Source organism: Pseudomonas tremae (assembly GCF_023278125.1).
Classification (GTDB): domain Bacteria; phylum Pseudomonadota; class Gammaproteobacteria; order Pseudomonadales; family Pseudomonadaceae; genus Aquipseudomonas; species Aquipseudomonas tremae.
In genome coordinates this window covers 5,338,093-5,358,132 of sequence record NZ_CP066270.1, presented here as the reverse complement: position 1 = coordinate 5,358,132, position 20,040 = coordinate 5,338,093, and the positions used below count along the sequence as shown (strand labels likewise).

Here is a 20,040-nt window from a genome sequence, read left to right as displayed (position 1 = left end):
GGCAAAAAAAATAATGCATCTAGCGACTTCAAAGTTACGTCTCATGGGCCATCCTTGATTCCTCGCTGAGTGAGCGCTATAGCATAGACCACGCTCGCAAAAAAACCGACTCGATGGCAAGCTTTTCGCATTACTGTTCGCGTCGCTCAGGTGCAACCTACGCATTCAAGTTTTGCAGTCAACCCTGTTCAATGCTATGCCTTCTTGCCGTATGACCACTGCCTATGAGCGCAGCGACCTCTCATTCCTACGTCTGGGCGAATTAATTTTGGCGTTTACCATGATTCAATAATTCACTGTAGCTGTCGATTCTCTGCGGTGACAGCGAGAAATCCTGGATACGACAATCGGCCAAGAACGTCTGCCAATTGATCCCGATCGACGTTGCAATACAGCCTTTTTGTAGGTGGGCTATTGCCGCTGATGCGATTTTGACCCAAGCCTCCGGAATCCATTGACCTACGCAAATACCCAGCGAACGAAGTGTATGCGCTGAATTTCAGAGGCCGCATATAGGTCAGTCAAAATCAGCAACCTAGTTCAAAATTGTATCAGCGCTAACAATCAGACGTCTTCCGACCGTTTTGCGCGCCACCTGAATGCCAGCCGGTCGTTCCTATCCAACACGCACAGCCCCGACCAAATCGCCAGCCAGAACTGAACGGTGACAATTGGCGGCAACGCCATAAGGCCCCCCAAGCTCCTAAGTAGCGATGTCAGTATCGGCTTATTGCGCCGCCGTCTGGTGAGAGGCGTATAAACCGTATCTCGGGGGTGGCCAAACCACCAACGCCAGTACATGGCCAACTCTCCCTTGGCGAATTTGATCGCGTTGCAGTTCCACCAATGACCCCACTGATATGCCCAATTGTCACTCATAAGCCAGCTTTGGGTGAGGTCTGAACGCATGGAATTACAGGGGGGTAAGACTTCGCCGTTCGACACTCTCACAATGCACTGACGCAACTGGACCTTTTCTACGGAAAATGCGATTCCGTCCGGCTCGCCTCCGATAAATTTCAATACCGGTACGTTAGTCAAGGTCCAAATAATTGGTGTCTGGTTGACGTCGCACACCGAGATCCGCTCCTGATAGCGAATTCCCGCGCCACTCGCTTCGAAATAGAAATCCACATTTGCCAAGGTTTGGCCTGTCGATTTTAGTGCGAGACGGGAAACTTGGGGATGGGGATCTGTAGGTTGCGCTAGCCGTAGTGAGTATTGAAGGTGATCCCCAAGGGGCCGCCACCGTGATCCTAGCTGGTGGCGGGAATTCCACTTCATGTGGGATCTCACATAGGTTTTGTACAGTAGAGTCTTTGTCACGCGCTGTTTAATCCAACACAACGCCTTCGCGATCAAGTTAAGGGGGATAGGCAGGTCCAAGTTTAACTCCAGTTCCCACGCGCCCCGCCATGGTGGCCGAGGTCACATTAAATCCGATAGCTTTAAGGCTTTCCTGATCGTGTGCATTGGCAGTCCGTCGCTATGTAGCCAAGCTGAAAAGATCACGTCATGGCCGACCGATAAGCTAACTCTCGAGCGCATTTGACCCCACTCCGAGCCCCTTTGACAACTTAACGCTCCCATATTCGGCGAGCTTACGGAATTTGAATTCACGGCAATCCCCCCATTCCTAATGGTTAGCGGCTATTGTGCGGTAACGCTGAACGCCCTGAACAGCTGTTTAGCGAGGTGACTCTTTACGCGTATCAGTGGTAGCTAGACGGAAGATCGGGTACTGTAAGCTGGCAGATGACTAAATTTCCTCAAGCCGTGCCGTGGTGTCAATGCGTGTTTCAGCGGTACACTACTGATGTTGGAGGAGGAAGCATCATGGCAGCAAGTATACGTATTTCCGAAGAGCAGTCTTCGACAGGGCTTAAGGTGGCCATACGGATAATCAACGCCTGGCGTGCCACGCCCAGGCAGGCATGCAAAATCCTTCGTATTTCGCCCTCAACTTATCGCCGGATCTCACGAGGCTTGGATGCAGGGAGCAGGCTCGACCTAGATCAGCAACAGCGCATTGGCATCGTTCTGAGTATTCACGCATCGATGCGTACCGTGTTCACCAATCAGGCGAATGTTCAGGGCTTCCCTGGCCTCAAAAACAACAATTCTTTTTTCGAAGGGCAATCGCCGCTGGAGGTCATGGCTCAAGGCAGTTTCATCTCCCTTTACGAGACTTACATACGTATCAAACAACTTCAGTTCGGACATACGTGACCACTGGTGGCAGCCGGGCCGCGTGGTTGAGCATGCTCGTAACTTCCAGCATGGCTGGAAAGGCGAGTTTCGAACTTGGCGTGACCGAAATCGGCTGCATGGCCCATGCTCGCAAGTTCTTCGAGTTTCACGCCACCAGCAAAAGCCAGATCGCTTAACAAGCCCTACGCTGCATCCAGTTGCTGTACGAAATCGAAAGCGAAGTGCGCGACCTGGAGCTGGATTTACGGTGCCGAATACGGCAAGAAAAAGCCGTGCCAGTGATGGATCGGCTGAATGCCTTTATGATCGCCCAGTCTGATGCAGTGCCTGAAGGTTTGGTAGTAGCGCTAATACATTTTTGCCCCAAGTTGCTAATTTTTGACTGACCTATATTCGGCCTCTGAAATTCCGCGCAAAGACTTCGTTCGCTGAATATTTGCGTAGGTCAATGGATTCCGCAAGCTTGGGTCAGAATAGCAGCAGCGGCAACAGTCTAATCAATAGTCGCTTTAAAACGGCGACTATCGTCTTGGTTTGTTTAATGGCGCCATGCTCCAGCCTTCTGCGAAAGGCGGGAGCCATTGCTGCCCGTTGCAGGATCTCATCTGGTGGCGGGGCTAGAGTTCAAGTGAGTGCTTGCGGCATAGGTGATCGCCAAGATCTTTGATCCTGCGTTGTGCAAGAGAAAGCCTTGGCTCAAGAATCCCAGGGTCTTCAGGCGCGGAGTGCAGCTCCAACTCGACGCCCTCTTTCAAAGCAATCGCGAAAAAAGCTAACCCGTTCACCTGTATCGAATGGCCACCAGAAAATGTGATTTCTAGAATGCCGCTTTCGTCGTCTTCATTCGACAAGTCGCCGGTTGGCGACACTTGAGCCCCTGTCAGCGGATGAGTAAGCGGTCCGTCGTTACAAACATTGCATCGATATTGCGGTAGTTGCCTTAAGGCATTTACGAATCGCACGCTCAGATTTGGCCCACTCATATTCTTTCCCAATTATCGGCTTGAAGAGTTCACGCATAACGCCATGCTGTCGACTCTGTATGTATTTCTGAATCACTCGGTGGCGGCCTGTAACTGACTCACATCCGCCTGTGCGAAACTCAGTTCCGAGGCCGGACATCGCTATCGACGTCGACAGAGAGTGTCTGCAGCACATGGTACTCTGCTTGAACGTTTGCCAGCAGCAGATCCTGCACCCAATGGGCTTCGATCGTGACCACATGTGCATAGGGCATTGGCACCGCATCTTCCATGCGAACTGCCTCACCCTAGTCGCTCACTTGATAGTTGATACGAAAGTAAGGGATGTCAAATCGATCGCCGCGATCTTTCGCCTCACATGGAGGACAGTGTCCCAACGCATGGAGTCCTTGCTCGTCTCAGCCTGGGTTTTGTACATGCTGTTATAGAACAGCGGCAAAGGTTTCTTCGGGGCTTTGTGGGCCCTCACCCAGTTGCCCGCCGCGGTGTAGTTAATCGCGTGAGCTGAGTCCATCGGCGCCCAATAGCAGAATGTCGCACTAACGGTAATCTTTGTGCCTTCTGAAAGGTTGCTAGGAATCGTAATGGCTGCTTTTTGAGGGGGGCCGGGCCCTGTGACTCCTTGATAAACCATTCGTACTGCATCCTGCGCAGTATCAAGAATGTCCTCTGGAACGAGGGGGGATTCGTCCCGGCCCACATCTGCCCGATCATGGCTCCGGGCGCTGAACTTGTACCCGTTGATCATCAAGGCCTGTAGAGCGACAACATCTAATATGGAGTTGCTTAGCACATCCGCGTCGACGGCTAGCGATATCGAGCGAGCCACAGGACGATCGGCGACGCCTGTTGATAATGGAAGGTATGCATACTCAATTCTGGCCTGTATATTCATACAGTGCAACCTATAATCTTAGTATCTATTGGCCATCAAGGCGCTCAAGGTATATAACGAGGCACCAGCACACGGACGTCGCGGTGATCCCTTAGGTATCTCAGCTCAGCGTCCTTACGCATAGTGGCCCCACTCCCATTCAGACGAGGGGCTTTGTTGACCGACCTAAAGGGAAGTGCACATGAATGATCTATCCGCGACAAATGCCGCAGGTGCTACCGAAGAGTCCGCCGGGGAGCCGGGATCAGCGCCTCAGGCTCAGTTTGAAGTAGTGGCTGCGATCACTGCTTCGATGGAGCGTGATACGACCTTGGTGGGTAATCCGTTCAAATTTCAGCTCGGAAAGCTCTGGAATCTCACAGCAAGGCTGCAAATGACTTCATTGAGCAAATAGATAAAAAATTTCGCCGCAAAAGCAAATTCCATAGTTATTTTTCTGGCCTACCCTCTAACAGCACACCTATTAATATCCAGAAATACATTGAAAGCAAGCTAAGCTTTGAGCAGCTCGCCGAATCCCAAATGGCGGTAATCATTTATGTAGCCAATGATAACGAACGTGGCACATTGCAAGGTGGCAATCTGGTATTTGTGCACTACAAGACACCGGGTGACCCAGATGATGTGGGCCGCCTGATGACTGTAATGGTAGACAGGAAGAGTGCGTTCGAATTTGATGATACTCTTCAGCCTAAAGCTTTGCAGCCCATCGATACGGATGCATTGCGGCAAGCAGCAATGTTTGACCTGACGTTGTTTTCCGTAATTTATCCCGAAAAAGAAGGATCAACATATCTTCATTTTATTGAAGGGCGTTCCAAATCAGATTTCTTCAAAACCGCGTTGGGATGCGACAACACTATTCCTAACAAGGAAAGCGTGTCCAATATTTTCGAAGCCATTAAGAGTTTTTCGCTACACAACAATCTGAAACCTGTCCTGCAAGAGAGACTGACCCAAGGCGTATATGACTTCTTAAATCAGCACATTGGCAAGCAGGTTTCTCTCGGATACATCCAGCACATTGTCGATAAGCAGCTACCTGATGGTCATGAGGCCGTTGGTTCCTTTTCGGAGTTTGCGAATGAACATGGCTTTCAAATAAACGATTTCTTCGAGGCAACCAGAGCTAGTCTGAATAACGGAGTTTCAATTAAAATCGTCGATTTCGAGAGCAACTATTCGGTTTCCGTCAAGTCAGGATCACTCGGGTACGAAGGCTCAGACAAACCTGTACTTGTTGATGAAAATATAATCTATTTGATGATCCCGCTATCCGCTGCAGATCGCGAAAAAATTCGCGTAATTATCGGCGATAAAGAAGACGCAGATGAAAACCTTAGCTGAGCTGCTGAAGAAATCCAGATGTCACGTTGAGGAGGGTAGCCTAGAGATAGCGTCTACTCAGGTAGAGCTATCTGCTATTTATCAGCACCTGGTCGGCCTAGGCTACCAAGGCGAATATTACGTATCTGGCCAAACCTTGAGCATCAGCTTGAATAGAACCTCATGGCCAAACTCTTTTTTTCTCATGTCCAATGCTGAGCTTTGGCAAAGAGTCATCCAGCGTAGCAGCTTGCCTGAGCGCTTTTACATCATTGAAAACAACACCCACAGCGAGGACTTAACTGACCGCATAATATTGTTGATGCAATTTTATATTCAGTGGGTGGCTTTACTGTCTAAAATCAAGGACCATGGGGGAAGCGCTCAAGATCCCATCTTCACATTTTATATAAGCTCTGAAAAAGGCGCAAAGAAGTATGAGATTGATTACAAAAAAATTGAGCTTTCGGATCTTCTAAAAATCGAAATTACTCCTGATGATTTCGAGTATCTCAAGCATCTAACTGATATCGTCACCCTCAAAGATGCCCATGATAAGGAAAGACGTGAAGTGCTGCGCTCTTCACTGGCGGAGCTTTTAGATAGCACCGACACGGCGTCTATAATGCTGTGGCTGCTGCAACAGAGCAAGCAACTAAAGAAGAAGTTCGAAGAAAATCATGATGTGTATCTTCATAAATTTTCAGTAAACAAGCTACTATCTGAAATTGAGGAAAAGTCTACAGATTACATTTCTAAAATTAATGAATCGATATCCTCAAGCCAGTCCAAAGCATTCGCACTACCGGGTGCTGATTGCCATTGCGGCGCTGATAAAGAATGCAGATTTTTTCTCTTTGCTTTTCGTTTGCGCTGGACTATTAAGCGTAACGGTCCTGACATTTGTAGCAAATCGAATTCACTTTGAAAGCTATGATGCTCTTGAAGACCAAGTAACACGCTCTATGGCGCGCTACGAGATCATGAAAGATGAAGACTCGGTAAGGGTCAGTGCAACAGGGGCCAAAGAAAAACTTCTAGTATTAATCAAAAGATCAAAAAGCAGACTGGAATTCATTAATGCCCTCTCAGTCACTATTTTTATCATGGGAGTTTTTTACACCGCACTAAGGACTTCGACGCTCAACCATCTTTTGAGATGATGCCAGGAACGGCTCTTTTTGAAACTAAAGAAAAATTGAATTCAAGGATGCGCGATGAGACCCACTGACGAGCCGCATAAGCTTTATCGCATAATGGATTTCACGAAAGTGGTGCAGATTTTCGAAAGCAGGATGTTATATTTCGCGCACCCTAGCATCTGGGATGATCCATATGAACAGATGCTTAAGCATCCATTGGACCATGCGATTTTTGCTCAATGCTGGGGGCGTTTAGGGATATCAGATGCCATGTGGCGCATCTATTCCAAGGATGGGATGGGCGTGCGGATTTCCACATCTCCTAGCAAACTTCGCACCACTATAAAAGAGTCAACTCGCGCTCGTAGGTTAAAGTACAGGCTCAAGCCTGTCCAATACAAATCACAACTTACCTTGAACAGAGAAGCAAAGAAGATCGAAGTGGATCTAAAAAACGTATACACCGTATCAAGGGCTGTGGACATGCTCTATATGAAGCGAGATGCTTTCCGGCACGAAACAGAATGGCGTGCAGCTATTTATTCAACATCAGAAGATCGAAAAATTCAAAAGTCTGGTATTGCTATACCTGTAGATCCCCACTTCTTAATTGATAATATCTTACTTGATCCTCGTGCACCTAACGAACTAATCGACGCCTTTAAGTTCTACTTTGAGAAGAAACTTAAATTTAAAGGAAAGGTTACTCGCTCGGTCTTATACAAAACTCCGAGAATAATTAACGTCGATGGGGAGGAGATTTCAGCGGATATGCTCTGATTTGGAGGCAATGCTTCAAACAGCTGTCTGTCAATTGCAGCTGTGCAATGCGCTGACGCTGGAACAGCAAAAAAGTCAGGAGCTGGAGTCCCGGATCGCTCGACTTGAGCGAGAGAAATCCATACTAAAAAGGCTACCGCATCTCATGATGCCGGAAGACCACGAGCGTTCGCGTTGATTGACCGGCTGATGGTCAATGAGCCGGCTGTGCAGCAGCAGCTACAAGTTTCAGCAACTCCCATGGGGGGTAACTCATCGGCGATATTCAAGTTTCCAAGAGCATTTTGATAATTTCATCTAAGGAGATGTGTTCAGGTCTCAGCGATTTGAGCGACTTAGCCATGTTATCTCTCGATTTGGTGATGAAAAACTAGGGGCGTCTGCTGGCAAAAGTGTATTCCTTCTACAAAGTTATTCTCTATAATTGGGTTTTTCTCCTGTTTTCAACGCACATTTTCATGCCACTCCCATCTCGAGGACTTGCTTGCAGTGATATCAAAATACCCCGGTTATCCCAATAGTCCTGACGCTAATTATACAATTATTTTCTAAGCCGAGAATACTGTGAAAGACCTCTTACCGCTGGCGAAGCAGAAAACAATGCTCGGCAGTTCATTTGCTCAGGGTCTCTCTATGACTAAGATACCTTCGCGTGGGTAGCCGAACCTGTTGCCGCTGATGCGATTCTGACTCAAGCTTATGGAATTCATAGACCTCCGCAAATACCCAGCGAGCTAAGTCTTTGCGCGGAATTTCAGAGGCCGTATATAGGTCAGTCAAATCAGCAACCTGGTTCAAAGTTGTATCCGCGCTAACACTCATTTGATCTTCACACGTCGTAGACACGTTTATACGGAAGTGGATTGGCTAGAGATTCATTACGAGAGCCAGGAAAAACTTATATGATACATGCTGCATTGCCAATCCGGCAATGTGTCGGAGGCAAAGGCAGTGCTGATGAAGAGCATATTATACGATATAAGTCTAACTGCAGAGTACAGGTTGCGTCGATGACGCTGGAGCGAAATTAAGCGCTCAAGTGTATCCTCCTAATGTCATCTATCGCCGTGAGGCTGAATGCAAGATTTAGATTTCAGTGAACGTTGTGATCCGTAAGTTTGCTCATGCCGAAATGGGGAATAAAATTGCGGTGCGCAATGTGCATGCACTACTCGGATAAGTTAGGACCGTCAACCAGTTCAAGCGTATTTTTGAGTAATAACAAAGGGGAACATTCCAAAGCCTTTGATAGAGCTAGAATGGCGGTAAGGGTAGGTTGATTACGACCTAGCTCTAGCAGGCTCACGTAATTACGCTGGTAGCCAGACAGATCCGCCAGTTCCTCCTGCGTCATTGCTTTCTGCTTCCGAATACAGCGCAGCGCTTTTCCAAATGCAACAGCAGTATCCACCTGTCCTCCCGTCCAAAAACAGAACTGTGAAGGACGGCGCTGTGCTAGTCTTCCCAGTATACTGGGAATATTCCATTTTTATCCATGATTGCTGGGTAGGAGCTACAGTATGTTTTCTGTCATTGACCAGTTTGGTAAAGAGCTAGATTTACCCGACGCCGCTCTTGGGGCTGAAGTTACGCGTATCCTCCGAGTAGACTGTTTAGTGAATAATCCACTCTTTCTTGTTACGCATTGGGTTACAAGTAGCGCAGTTAGGCAGTCTGCTTTCTCAGTGGTCAGCGATCTAGTCGGTCTCCAAAGTTTGGTTAGAGAGCGATCCAACACGCAGGTAGTAGGTCTGCAGAGCGTGTATGTCGTACTTCCGCCTGATCTGGTAGGCTCACAGTCTTGGAGAATTGAATTTTTGCTTGAAGCTTACATTTTGATAGACGAGGGCTGTAACGAAGCTGGCCAGCGCTATGTTACGGAGAGAGCTGAGTACGTGACGGCTAAGTTCCCTAGCGACAAATACGATTCTTATTTGCTGTACTCTGCAGAGATCAAAAGTCCTCAAAAATAGGTTCGCGCCAGCTGCGGCAGGTGAAGAGCTTTGCATGACGTGATAGAAGTCAAGCGAGCTTTTCAACTCATGCTGGCCAATCACCAATGTAAAGAATTGTGTGCAAAAAGCATTAAAGCTTTACTAAAAATTTTACAGAATATATAAATCTTTTCGTTTTATCTATATAAATCAGTTGCTTGCATCTTATAGATTGACTCTCAAGTAAGTAGATAATTTTATGTAAGTGTACTGAAGCTCAAAGGAACCCCGCCGCGTGCGGGGTTTCTTTTGCCCGTTTTTTGATATTCCTGGCAGGTCTATGAGCCACATTATTTATTCTTTTTAACTTCTCTGGGCAGGGCGCGCAGTACTGCCATACCAAGGCTTACCCGATACAGACAAGGAGTAACACCATGACTCTGCGACTTGGCGACATCGCCCCTGACTTCGAACAGGAATCCAGCGAGGGTCGTATCCGTTTTCATGAATGGCTCGGCGACAGCTGGGGTGTCTTATTTTCTCATCCGGCTGACTTCACGCCGGTGTGTACCACCGAGCTGGGTTTCACTGCCAAATTGAAAGACGAGTTTGCCAGGCGCGGCGTGAAGGCTATTGCGCTGTCGGTGGACCCGGTTGATTCGCACATCAAGTGGATCGACGACATCAATACGACGCAAAACACGCTGGTCAACTTCCCGATCCTGGCCGACGCTGATCGTAAGGTCTCTGACCTGTATGACCTGATTCACCCCAATGCCAACGACACACTGACTGTGCGCTCGCTGTTCGTGATTGATCCGAACAAGAAGGTGCGTTTGACGATTACCTATCCGGCCAGTACCGGACGTAATTTCCACGAGATTCTGCGTGTTATCGACTCGCTGCAATTGACCGACAACTACAAGGTCGCCACGCCCGCCAACTGGGTGGACGGCGACGACGTAGTTATTGTGCCGTCAATAAAGGATGAAGCCGAAATCAATGAGCGCTTTCCCAAGGGCTACAAAGCAGTCACGCCCTATCTACGCCTGACACCACAGCCAAACCGCTGATTTTCGATCTACCAAGCGTGGGGTTATTCGGGCCGATTTATCGGCCCTTTTTTATGCCCATAGCCACCTGCTCCGCCAACCGCTCCGGCGTCACAGGTCCGCGGCATGCAATCGACGAATCTTTACTTATATTCATTTATGGAATAACTAAATGAATAAATAAGATTTATGGATATAAAAAAGGGCTGTTAATGTCGTGCCTATTCCCACCTCGTTCCATCGTCACCGGTCGAGCATGGGGCCACCCCAATAGGTAAAGGAGCGCATATGCGCACTGTCATTTTGCGTCGAGGCCTTGTTGCGCTGGTTGCTGCTGCGGTTGCGCTCGGTGCCTCCATGCAGGCCCAGGCTGAAGGCCTGCGCATCGGTTACCAGAAATACGGCACGCTGGTGCTGCTCAAAGCCAAGGGCTCGCTGGAAAAGCGTCTGGCCGAGCAGGGCGTGAAGGTTCAGTGGACTGAGTTCCCCGGTGGCCCGCAGTTGCTTGAAGGTTTGAACGTAGGCTCCATCGACTTTGGCGTCACCGGCGAAACGCCACCGGTCTTCGCGCAGGCAGCGGGCGCGGATCTGTTGTACGTGGCTTACGAGCCGCCAGCACCGACCAGTGAAGCTATCCTGGTGCCCAAGGATTCGCCGATCACGTCCGTGAAAGATCTGAAAGGTAAAAAAGTCGTCCTCAACAAGGGCTCAAACGTCCATTACCTGCTGGTCAAGGCGCTGGAAGATGCGGGCCTGAAATATACCGATATCCAGACAGTCTTCCTGCCCCCAGCCGATGCACGTGCTGCATTCGAGCGCGGCAGTGTGGATGCCTGGGTTATCTGGGACCCCTATCAGGCCGCAGCTGAAAAACAATTGCAGGCACGTACGCTGAGAGACGGTACCGGTATCGTCGACAATCACCAGTTCTATCTGGCAACCAAGCCATATGCGCAGAAGAACCCGAAGGTGATTCAGGCTCTGATCGAAGAGGTCCGTGCGGTGGGCGAGTGGTCCAAGGCCCATCCCGATGAGGTGACCACGCAGGTCGCGCCGTTGCTGGGTCTGCCTGCCGACATCACGCTGACTTCGGTAAAACGCCAAGGCTACGGCGCACTGTTCATGACACCGCCGGTTGTTGCAGCGCAGCAAAAAATTGCTGACACCTTTTATCAGCTCAAACTGATTCCCAAGCCGCTCAGTATCGCTGATGTGGTCTGGACGCCTCCAGCAACTGTTGCTCAAGCACAGTGATCTTCAGGCCCTTCGAGGAGAACACTCCATGAGCCTCAGTGCTTCCCAACGCATCGTTCACCGACTGGCGCCCTGGGCACTTCCAGTTTTGCTGCTGGCGGTCTGGCAACTGTCAGTCAGCGCTGGCTGGCTGTCCACACGCATCCTGCCAGCGCCCAGCGCAGTCATTGAAGCCGGGATCAATCTGGTCGCCAGTGGCGAGATATGGACTCACCTGGCCATCAGCGGCTGGCGCGCCGGAATCGGCTTTGCCATCGGTGGCGGCATTGGCCTGGCACTGGGTTTTATTACCGGCCTGAGCAAATGGGGCGAGCGCCTGCTGGACAGTTCGGTGCAGATGATCCGCAACGTTCCGCACCTGGCGCTTATTCCACTGGTCATCCTGTGGTTCGGCATCGACGAGACCGCGAAAATATTTTTGGTCGCGCTGGGCACGCTGTTCCCGATTTACCTGAACACCTACCACGGCATCCGTAACATCGATCCGGCACTGGTAGAAATGTCCCGCAGCTACGGCTTGTCCGGCTTCAGCCTGTTTCGTCATGTGATTCTGCCGGGCGCCATGCCTTCGATTCTGGTCGGCGTGCGATTCGCGCTGGGCTTCATGTGGTTGACGCTGATCGTGGCGGAAACCATTTCGGCCAGCTCCGGTATTGGCTACCTGGCAATGAATGCAAGGGAGTTTTTGCAAACCGACATCGTGGTACTGGCCATCGTCTTGTATGCGGTCCTCGGCAAGCTGGCCGATCTGGCAGCACGAGGCCTGGAACGCGTCTGCCTGCGCTGGCATCCGGCCTATCAAACGAGTAAAGGCGGTGCCGCATGACCAGTCTCAAACAACAGCAGCCTTCCCATTTACTGCGTGGTATCCCGCTGGCGGTGCAAAGCCTGAAAAAGGCCTTTGGCTCCCGCGAAGTGCTCAAGGACATCGACCTGCACGTTCCTGCCGGCCAGTTTGTCGCCATTGTCGGCCGTAGTGGCTGCGGCAAAAGCACCTTGCTGCGGCTGCTCGCCGGTCTCGACAAGCCGACGCAAGGCCAGCTTCTGGCGGGTTCTTCATCGCTGGACTATGCCCGCGAAGATACACGACTGATGTTCCAGGAGGCGCGCCTGCTGCCCTGGAAGAAGATCATCGACAATGTCGGTCTTGGTCTGAGTGGCGACTGGCGTGCGCAGGCACTTGAAGCGCTTGAGGCTGTGGGCCTTGCCGAGCGGGCCAACGAATGGCCGGCTGCTTTGTCCGGCGGCCAGAAGCAACGCGTTGCCCTGGCCCGCGCGCTGATTCACAAGCCGCGTCTGTTGCTGCTCGACGAGCCACTGGGGGCGCTGGATGCCCTGACCCGGATCGAAATGCAGCAACTGATCGAGAAACTGTGGGGCCAGTATGGCTTTACGGTTCTGCTGGTTACTCACGATGTCAGCGAGGCTGTTGCCATTGCTGACAGGGTGATTCTGATCGAAGAGGGGCAGATCGGCCTCGATCTGCTCATCGATCTGCCTCGCCCACGTGTCCGCGGCTCGCATCGTCTTGCCGCGCTGGAAGCTGAAGTCCTCAACCGCGTGCTGGCAATCCCCGGCTCGCCACCCGACCCTGAGCCTTTTTCGCCACTGCCTACGCAACTGCGCTGGGCAAATTAACCCTGATCCCAAAGGAAGACACGCCATGACTATCAAAGCCATCAACGTTCGCAACCAGTTCAAAGGCACCATCAAGGAAATTGTCCACGGCGACGTACTGTCGGAAATCGACGTGCAGACCGCATCGGGCGTCGTAACTTCAGTCATCACCACCCGCTCTGTAAAAGAGCTGGAGCTGGTCGTCGGCAGCGAAGTTATTGCTTTCGTGAAGTCGACAGAAGTCTCTATTGCCAAGTTGTAAATAATGTACAAAAACACCCCGGACGGTTGCAGCCCTCCGGGGTGTTTTGCTTTTTTACCTAGCAGTTTTGCGAGGTAGGCAGCTTTCCGGTTTTGCCGGATGCTGAACGCTGGTTCCTTTTGATGCATCCAGCCATGACCTCTTCCACTAAAGCAGTGCTGTGCCGCTATCGCTATGACCCACTGGACCGACTGATATCCAGCACGCCAGCCGGCCAGGACGGTACTAAACGTTTCTATCAGAGAAACCGACTGGCGACCGAGATCCAGGGTGCGGTACAACGTTCTGTCTTTCAACATGAAGACCTGTTGTTGGCTCAGCAGCGTCGGGTTGATGGAGTGGTGGATACAACACTATTGGCAACCAACCTGCAGCGCTCTGTACTGCAGCTTGTGGATAAGGCTGGAGCCGAGCCCGTGACATACAGCCCTTATGGCCATCATCCCGCAGAAAGTGGTCTGACCAGTCTACTGGGGTTCAATGGCGAACGACGCGATCCGGTGGGCATTATCTGCTGGGGAATGGGTATCGGGCTTATAACCCGGTGTTGATGCGGTTTAACAGCCCGGACAGTTTGAGCCCGTTTGGTGAGGGTGGGTTGAATGCGTATGGGTATGTGGGTGGGGACCCGGTTGGGTTTGGGGATGAGACGGGGCATATAAAGTTACGCATTATAGTTGATATTGCAAGGCGTAATTCAAACAGATCTCTGGAGCGTGTGATCAAGCGGACACCCATAATGAAAGGTCCGCCAAAACTCGTCGAATCAATGCCTTCAATTAGTGAACTTAGTTACACCCGCTCATTGCCCCCCGGTATGCGTATAAAGCCCTCTTTAAATAAATCAGGATCTGTTGGCTGGTCAGGCGGTGAAATAACCACTGCGTCAACATCTGGGGCAAGGCACGCGGTCCTTGATTCTTCGCCTTCAAAGCTTCTGAGTAATAAAGAGTTGGTTCACCATCGATATGTGCAAGGAAAACCTATACATATGTTCGATGAGCATGGGCTTCCTGTATCAGCGCAACGTATAAAAAATGCTTACAAGGAAAAATTTGAATCTGCGAGAGCTATGCAGGGCCATTATCAGATGAACTATAAAAAAAATGAGCGCATGCGTGACAAGTTTTTCAAATATACTGGACTGACTGATAGGTACTGGCGTGAATATGCTTCGTTAGCGGACTCCGTATTAATTGTCAGAGGCCCCGTGGGTGGATCTTGATAAGTTATAAATAACCCTCAATATTCCTTTTGAAATTTCTATCATGATTCCTTCAAATCAGACGGTATTTTGCAAGTATCGCTACGACCCACTGGACCGACTGGCTTCCAGCATGCCGACTGGCCAGGCGGACATTCTGCGTTTCTATCAGAAGAGCCGCCTGACGATCGAGATTCAGGGCGCGTTACGACGCACGGTCTTTCAGCATGACGACCTGTTATTGGCCCAGTAACGGCGTATTGAGGGTGTGATCGAAACCACGCTGCTGGCGACCGATCAGCAGCGTTCTGTTTTGCAGCTTGTGGACAAGGCTGGCACTCAGCCTATTGCTTACAGTCCCTACGGTCACCATCCGGCTGAAAGCGGCTTGACCAGTTTGCTGGGGTTCAATGGCGAGCGACGCGATCCGGTGACGGGGCATTATCTGCTGGGGAATGGGTATCGGGCTTATAACCCGGTGTTGATGCGGTTTAACAGCCCGGACAGTTTGAGCCCGTTTGGTGAGGGTGGGTTGAATGCGTATGGGTATGTGGGTGGGGATCCGGTCGGGTTTGGAGATGAGACGGGGCATATGCCGTTTAACCTCTCGAATAACCTACGAAAGTTCGCGACACACAATTCCACGGCCCGTGGAGGAAGTATTGAAATTTATAGATTTTGGAACGCTCCGATCAGGCGCAACGTCAAGGCGCTCAATCGAAATACGCCAAGCCCATTAGTAAATAAGCTGGCAGCGACAACAGCACATACCTCAGCAGGCCCTGACTCTCCTATTGCTTCAACCTCAAGATACAGAGCGGGCGCAAGCTCTCCAAGGGGAGCGTCATTATCCGAACAGGAACTGAAGAAAACTCGGGCTAGACTGAGATATAGTCTGGTCGGTGGTGTGTCTGACAGTGAGCATACTGCAAAAAATACTTTAACAATTCATCAGAACAGAGTGGCGGATGCTAAAAAAATAAAAGAATATTACCGCGGCTCTGACGTTAAAAATTTTAAGCGCTTCAAAGAGGTTTTAAAGCGCGAGAGGCGTGATTTAAAAGCTTACAGCGAAGCTCTTTATGTCAGTCATCCCAATTTCATACGAAACCCTGACCCACCGAATTCGGGGTCAGCTACATAAGTACGATAGATCACGCTTTGGCGATGACCAGTCTCTTCCCCAAAAATACCGGCAAATACAACCCCAAGTAAGCATCAAACACGCGCATGCCTTCCTCAGCCATACGCGGTGTAATCTCGTCATGCAACTGCACCGAACGCGCATACACCCGGTCGCCCAATTCCATTGCCAAGGCAAACACGTCTACATCGTCTGGCAGCGCAGGCAGTTGGAAGTGTCGATCAAAGACCTCAAGCATCAAGTGCCCCAGTTCAATGTCGTGCTGGCGGTCGGCCTGGTTGATTTCAGTCAGGCCATGCTGGGCGAGTATCAACTGGCGGGCGGCGGCGTCGGCGTTGTATATGGCCAGCATGCGCAGTTCGACAATACGTGACAGGTCGCGCCAGGTAGTGAGCTGATCGTGATCAATGGGCGCTTGCAGCGATGCGCGGAAGGCCGCGTGGATGTCGGCGGTCAGTGCTTCGAGCAGCGCCGGTACGCTGGCGAAGAAGTGATACACCGACGACGGCGGAATGCCAGCGCGCTCTGCAACGCTATAGATCGACAGGCTGGCCACACCTTGTTCGGCAAGCAACGTACGGGCGGCGACGAGAATCGAATCGATTCTGGCTTGGCTGCGTGCTTGAGGTTTGCGAGGGGCGGCGGCGCGTGTCATGGGCGTGGCTCTTGATTGGGCTGGCGGCATTGTAAGGGATTCTGGCTGGAGGAATCGCTGTCGTCGCCAAACGATTAGCGCTCCCACGCTGGAGTGAGGAACGATAGATGTTCGGGAATGCACGCCAAACAAAAACGCCGCGAAGCTCCAGGCTTTGCGGCGTCTTGTATTACTCAGCCTCAATCAGACCGTATGCAGGTACCAGTTGTACTCAAGGTCGGAGATGGAGTGTTCGAATTCTTCCAGCTCGCTCTCCTTACAGGCGACAAAGATGTCGATGTATTTCGGATCGATGTACTTGGCCATGACCGGGTTGTCGTCCAGCTCGCGCAAGGCGTCACGCAGGTTGTTCGGCAGGCTCTGTTCATGCTGTTCGTAGGAGTTGCCTTCAACCGGGGCGCCCGGCTCGACCTTGTTGACGAGGCCGTGATGCACGCCCGCCAGAACAGAGGCCATCACCAGATACGGGTTGGCATCGGCACCGGCAACGCGGTGTTCGATACGTACGGCATCAGCCGACCCGGTCGGGACGCGAACCGCGACGGTACGGTTATCAAGGCCCCAGGTCGGTGAATTGGGTACATAGAACTGGGCACCAAACCGGCGGTACGAGTTGACGTTCGGACACAGGAACGCCATTTGTGCCGGTAGGGTCTCGAGCACACCGCCGATCGCGTGACGCAATGCGGCGTTCTGCTCGGGATCCTCGCTGGTGAAGATGTTCTTGCCATCGCGATCCAGAATCGAGATGTGAACGTGCAGACCGTTACCTGCCTGACCCGGATAGGGCTTGGCCATGAAGGTGGTGTCCATTTCATGGTCGTAGGCGATGTTCTTGATCAGACGCTTGAGCAGAACGGCGTAGTCGCACGCCTTGATGGCATCGGCGACATGGTGCAGGTTGACTTCGAACTGCGCAGGGGCGCTTTCCTTGACGATGGCGTCAGCAGGAATGCCTTGCTCCTTGGCCCCTTCAAGAATGTCCTGAAGGCAGTCGACGTATTCGTCGAGATCGTCGATCAGGTAGACCTGAGTCGAATGCGGGCGCTTGCCGGAGATCGGGGAGCGGGGCGGTTGCGGCCGACCGTTCACGTTTTCCTGATCGATCAGGTAGAACTCAAGCTCGAATGCGGCGCAGATGGTCAGGCCCATTTCATCGAATTTGGCGACTACCTGGCGCAGGACTTCACGCGGGTCGGCGAAAAACGGGTCGCCTTCGAGTTCGTGCATGGTCATCAGCAATTGCGCGGTAGGGCGCTTCTGCCAGGGCTCGTTGCACAGGGTGTCGGGGATGGGATAGCAGATTCGGTCAGCATCGCCGATGTCCAGGCCCAGGCCGGTGCTTTCCACCGTCGAGCCATTGATATCCAGAGCAAATAAAGAGGCCGGCAGGTTGATGCCTTTCTCGTAAACCTTATGGAGGCTGGTGCGTTCGATGCGTTTGCCACGCACCACACCATTCATATCTGCAATCAGAAGGTCAACGTACAGAACCTCAGGATGTTCCTTAAGGAACGCGTTCGCTTCGTTAAGCTGAACGGCACGCGGGGGTACCGACATGATGCAACACCTTTGTTGTTAAAAATATCAATCATCAATGATTGCGGATCTCAGTCAATCCGAAAGCCATGATGAAGTCAATAGAGCCTTTTTTGCCCTAAAACTGCGCCAGATGGCCTTTTTTGCTGCTATTTAGGGCGTTTTATCGTGTTTCTGGCCAATGTCGAATATGGGCTAAAGCGGCCCTTCTTCTATACATGACGGGCTGTTGTATAAAAAAATGAACGAGGCTAAGCTCGATCGCAACCCATATGGAAACAGTAGCAGCGGGTGTTCAACGCCTCACCGCTTTTTGCCTGGCGTCCGTCAGTGAGCCTGCACGGTGGTCATCATGCCTGTGATATCGGTGTTCGTGGTGGATTGACGCACATTGCGCCATCCTCCGACGGCCATCAAGGCCCTACTGTCCTACGCTCAAGGCCGGACATTACCACTTTAACGGCGTCGCCAGTGTGACCGTCGCCGTCTGGAAATCCGGCTCTACAGGTGTCACCTTACCCCTAATCGGCGCCTGCCGAAACGAGTTGTACACCGTGACGCCGACGCGTCGAAAAAACGCCTGATCACGATCAGGACAAGAAAACCCTGAGGTATTTATGAGTACCAACCTCGACCAGCTCACCGATTGGTTGAAAGAACACAAGATTACCGAAGTCGAATGCATGGTATCCGACCTCACTGGCATCACCCGCGGCAAGATCTCGCCGACCAACAAGTTCATTGCCGAAAAAGGCATGCGTCTGCCCGAGAGCGTGTTGCTGCAGACAGTGACCGGCGACTACGTGGAGGATGACATCTACTACGAGCTGCTCGACCCGGCAGACATCGACATGATCTGCCGCCCGGACCAGAACGCGGTGTATCTGGTGCCTTGGGCCGTCGAGCCAACGGCGCAGGTGATCCACGACACCTACGACAAGCAGGGCAACCCCATCGAGCTGTCGCCGCGCAACGTGTTGAAGAAGGTGCTCAAGCTCTACGCCGATCAAGGCTGGCAGCCTATCGTGGCGCCTGAGATGGAGTTTTACCTGACCAAGCGCAGCGACGACCCGGATTACCCGCTGCAACCGCCAGTCGGTCGCTCCGGGCGTCCGGAGACCGGGCGTCAATCGTTCTCGATCGAGGCTGCCAACGAATTCGATCCGTTGTTCGAAGACGTCTATGACTGGTGCGAACTGCAGAATCTGGACCTGGATACGCTGATTCACGAAGACGGCACGGCACAGATGGAAATCAACTTCCGTCACGGCGATGCCCTGTCGCTGGCCGATCAGATTCTGGTGTTCAAGCGCACCATGCGCGAGGCGGCTCTCAAGCACGACGTTGCTGCCACCTTCATGGCCAAACCGATGACCGGCGAGCCGGGCAGCGCCATGCACTTGCACCAGAGCATCATCGACATCGAGACCGGCAAGAACATCTTCTCCAACGACGACGGGACCATGAGCGAGCTGTTTCTGAACCACGTTGGTGGTCTGCAGAAGTTCATCCCCGAGCTGTTGCCGCTGTTCGCGCCCAACGTCAATTCATTCCGGCGTTTTCTGCCCGACACCTCGGCACCGGTTAACGTCGAATGGGGCGAAGAGAACCGCACTGTCGGCCTGCGCGTGCCGGATGCGGTGCCGCAGAACCGCCGCGTTGAAAACCGCTTGCCGGGTGCCGATGCCAACCCTTATCTGGCCATCGCCGCCAGCCTGCTGTGCGGTTTCATCGGTATGGTTGAAGGCATCAACCCGAGTGCGCCGGTGGTAGGACGCGGTTACGAGCGCCGCAATCTGCGCTTGCCGTTGACCATCGAAGACGCGCTGGAGCGTATGGAAAACAGCAAGACCATCGAGAAGTACCTGGGCAAGAAGTTCATCATCGGCTACGTCGCGGTCAAGCGTGCCGAGCATGAAAACTTCAAGCGCGTGATCAGCTCGTGGGAGCGGGAATTCCTGCTCTTTGCCGTCTGATTACGCAGAGCGCCGCCGCAGGTCGTTGCGCGGCGCTCTGATAACTGACCTTAATCAAGGAAGTGC

General features: G+C 51.8%; 19 protein-coding genes and 4 pseudogenes. 16 read left to right on the top strand and 7 right to left on the bottom strand.

What is annotated here, in order from left to right:
* Nucleotides 1-564: 564 nt before the first annotated feature.
* Nucleotides 565-1,143, bottom strand: coding sequence for a hypothetical protein (locus tag I9H09_RS24115; protein ID WP_236502601.1), 579 nt, complete (start codon nucleotides 1,141-1,143; stop codon nucleotides 565-567).
* A 693-nt stretch (nucleotides 1,144-1,836) separates the two neighbouring features.
* Between I9H09_RS24115 and I9H09_RS24110 the strand changes: the two genes are divergently transcribed.
* Nucleotides 1,837-2,229 carry an antitoxin Xre-like helix-turn-helix domain-containing protein gene (locus I9H09_RS24110; protein ID WP_236502600.1) on the top strand — a complete coding sequence of 131 codons (393 nt, stop codon included), beginning with the start codon at nucleotides 1,837-1,839 and terminating at the stop codon, nucleotides 2,227-2,229.
* Nucleotides 2,129-2,558 (top strand): annotated as a pseudogene (locus tag I9H09_RS27275) (IS66 family transposase); the annotation flags it as partial. The gene I9H09_RS24110 and the pseudogene I9H09_RS27275, both read left to right, overlap by 101 nt.
* A gap of 270 nt (nucleotides 2,559-2,828) precedes the next feature.
* Here I9H09_RS27275 and I9H09_RS24100 read toward each other — a convergent pair.
* The 3 genes from I9H09_RS24100 to I9H09_RS24090 all read right to left on the bottom strand — a co-directional run bounded on the left by I9H09_RS24100 (nucleotide 2,829) and on the right by I9H09_RS24090 (nucleotide 4,089).
* Nucleotides 2,829-3,080: a hypothetical protein gene (locus tag I9H09_RS24100; RefSeq protein ID WP_058428200.1), complete on the bottom strand. Its 252-nt coding sequence runs from the start codon at nucleotides 3,078-3,080 to the stop codon at nucleotides 2,829-2,831.
* Nucleotides 3,081-3,313: 233 nt separating this feature from the next.
* Nucleotides 3,314-3,466 carry a hypothetical protein gene (locus I9H09_RS24095; RefSeq protein ID WP_236502599.1) on the bottom strand — a complete coding sequence of 51 codons (153 nt, stop codon included), beginning with the start codon at nucleotides 3,464-3,466 and terminating at the stop codon, nucleotides 3,314-3,316.
* A gap of 23 nt (nucleotides 3,467-3,489) precedes the next feature.
* A complete protein-coding gene (locus tag I9H09_RS24090) occupies nucleotides 3,490-4,089 on the bottom strand; it encodes a hypothetical protein (protein ID WP_236502598.1) in 600 nt (199 codons plus the stop codon).
* Nucleotides 4,090-4,270: 181 nt separating this feature from the next.
* Here I9H09_RS24090 and I9H09_RS24085 point away from each other — a divergent pair, with 181 nt between their 5' ends.
* The 5 genes and pseudogenes from I9H09_RS24085 to I9H09_RS24065 form a co-directional block, all read left to right on the top strand.
* Nucleotides 4,271-4,483, top strand: a complete 213-nt coding sequence (locus tag I9H09_RS24085; RefSeq protein ID WP_236502597.1) for a hypothetical protein — start codon at nucleotides 4,271-4,273, stop codon at nucleotides 4,481-4,483.
* On the top strand, nucleotides 4,420-5,436 hold the full coding sequence (locus I9H09_RS24080) for a nucleoid-associated anti-phage protein (protein ID WP_329610893.1): 1,017 nt from the start codon (nucleotides 4,420-4,422) through the stop codon (nucleotides 5,434-5,436). Before I9H09_RS24085 ends, I9H09_RS24080 begins: the two co-directional genes overlap by 64 nt.
* Entirely contained in the window at nucleotides 5,420-6,343 is a 924-nt protein-coding gene (locus I9H09_RS24075; RefSeq protein WP_248972588.1) for a hypothetical protein, read from the top strand. The genes I9H09_RS24080 and I9H09_RS24075 overlap by 17 nt, the downstream gene beginning before the upstream one ends.
* A gap of 289 nt (nucleotides 6,344-6,632) precedes the next feature.
* A complete protein-coding gene (locus I9H09_RS24070) occupies nucleotides 6,633-7,337 on the top strand; it encodes a DUF2971 domain-containing protein (RefSeq protein WP_236502644.1) in 705 nt (234 codons plus the stop codon).
* A gap of 49 nt (nucleotides 7,338-7,386) precedes the next feature.
* Nucleotides 7,387-7,538 (top strand): annotated as a pseudogene (locus tag I9H09_RS24065) (IS3 family transposase); the annotation flags it as partial.
* Nucleotides 7,539-8,505: 967 nt separating this feature from the next.
* On the opposite strand, the gene I9H09_RS24060 reads toward I9H09_RS24065, so the two are convergent.
* Complete coding sequence (locus I9H09_RS24060; protein ID WP_236502643.1) at nucleotides 8,506-8,748, bottom strand: helix-turn-helix domain-containing protein; 243 nt, start codon at nucleotides 8,746-8,748, stop codon at nucleotides 8,506-8,508.
* 957 nt (nucleotides 8,749-9,705) lie between these two features.
* Between I9H09_RS24060 and I9H09_RS24055 the strand changes: the two genes are divergently transcribed.
* The 8 genes and pseudogenes from I9H09_RS24055 to I9H09_RS24020 all read left to right on the top strand — a co-directional run bounded on the left by I9H09_RS24055 (nucleotide 9,706) and on the right by I9H09_RS24020 (nucleotide 15,804).
* Nucleotides 9,706-10,344, top strand: a complete 639-nt coding sequence (locus I9H09_RS24055; protein WP_053931785.1) for a peroxiredoxin — start codon at nucleotides 9,706-9,708, stop codon at nucleotides 10,342-10,344.
* Nucleotides 10,345-10,611: 267 nt separating this feature from the next.
* Entirely contained in the window at nucleotides 10,612-11,577 is a 966-nt protein-coding gene (locus I9H09_RS24050) for a sulfonate ABC transporter substrate-binding protein (protein ID WP_122312195.1), read from the top strand.
* Between the two features lie 28 nt (nucleotides 11,578-11,605).
* Nucleotides 11,606-12,403 carry an aliphatic sulfonate ABC transporter permease SsuC gene (gene ssuC, locus I9H09_RS24045; RefSeq protein WP_024670407.1) on the top strand — a complete coding sequence of 266 codons (798 nt, stop codon included), beginning with the start codon at nucleotides 11,606-11,608 and terminating at the stop codon, nucleotides 12,401-12,403.
* Nucleotides 12,400-13,215 carry an aliphatic sulfonates ABC transporter ATP-binding protein gene (ssuB, locus tag I9H09_RS24040; protein WP_024691078.1) on the top strand — a complete coding sequence of 272 codons (816 nt, stop codon included), beginning with the start codon at nucleotides 12,400-12,402 and terminating at the stop codon, nucleotides 13,213-13,215. Before ssuC ends, ssuB begins: the two co-directional genes overlap by 4 nt.
* A gap of 25 nt (nucleotides 13,216-13,240) precedes the next feature.
* Nucleotides 13,241-13,456: a TOBE domain-containing protein gene (locus tag I9H09_RS24035; protein WP_002555770.1), complete on the top strand. Its 216-nt coding sequence runs from the start codon at nucleotides 13,241-13,243 to the stop codon at nucleotides 13,454-13,456.
* A 134-nt stretch (nucleotides 13,457-13,590) separates the two neighbouring features.
* Nucleotides 13,591-14,121, top strand: a pseudogene (locus I9H09_RS24030) (RHS repeat-associated core domain-containing protein); the annotation flags it as partial.
* 74 nt (nucleotides 14,122-14,195) lie between these two features.
* Entirely contained in the window at nucleotides 14,196-14,681 is a 486-nt protein-coding gene (locus I9H09_RS24025; RefSeq protein WP_147473312.1) for a hypothetical protein, read from the top strand.
* A gap of 43 nt (nucleotides 14,682-14,724) precedes the next feature.
* Nucleotides 14,725-15,804, top strand: a pseudogene (locus I9H09_RS24020) (RHS repeat-associated core domain-containing protein).
* Nucleotides 15,805-15,814: 10 nt separating this feature from the next.
* Here the strand turns inward: I9H09_RS24020 and I9H09_RS24015 are convergent.
* Together I9H09_RS24015 and I9H09_RS24010 are read right to left on the bottom strand one after the other, a co-directional pair.
* A complete protein-coding gene (locus I9H09_RS24015) occupies nucleotides 15,815-16,459 on the bottom strand; it encodes a TetR/AcrR family transcriptional regulator (RefSeq protein ID WP_183130949.1) in 645 nt (214 codons plus the stop codon).
* A 183-nt stretch (nucleotides 16,460-16,642) separates the two neighbouring features.
* Nucleotides 16,643-18,019, bottom strand: coding sequence for a glutamine synthetase family protein (locus tag I9H09_RS24010; protein ID WP_005896129.1), 1,377 nt, complete (start codon nucleotides 18,017-18,019; stop codon nucleotides 16,643-16,645).
* Nucleotides 18,020-18,615: 596 nt separating this feature from the next.
* Between I9H09_RS24010 and I9H09_RS24005 the strand changes: the two genes are divergently transcribed.
* Nucleotides 18,616-19,974, top strand: coding sequence for a glutamine synthetase family protein (locus I9H09_RS24005; protein WP_024670410.1), 1,359 nt, complete (start codon nucleotides 18,616-18,618; stop codon nucleotides 19,972-19,974).
* Nucleotides 19,975-20,040 lie beyond the last annotated feature (66 nt).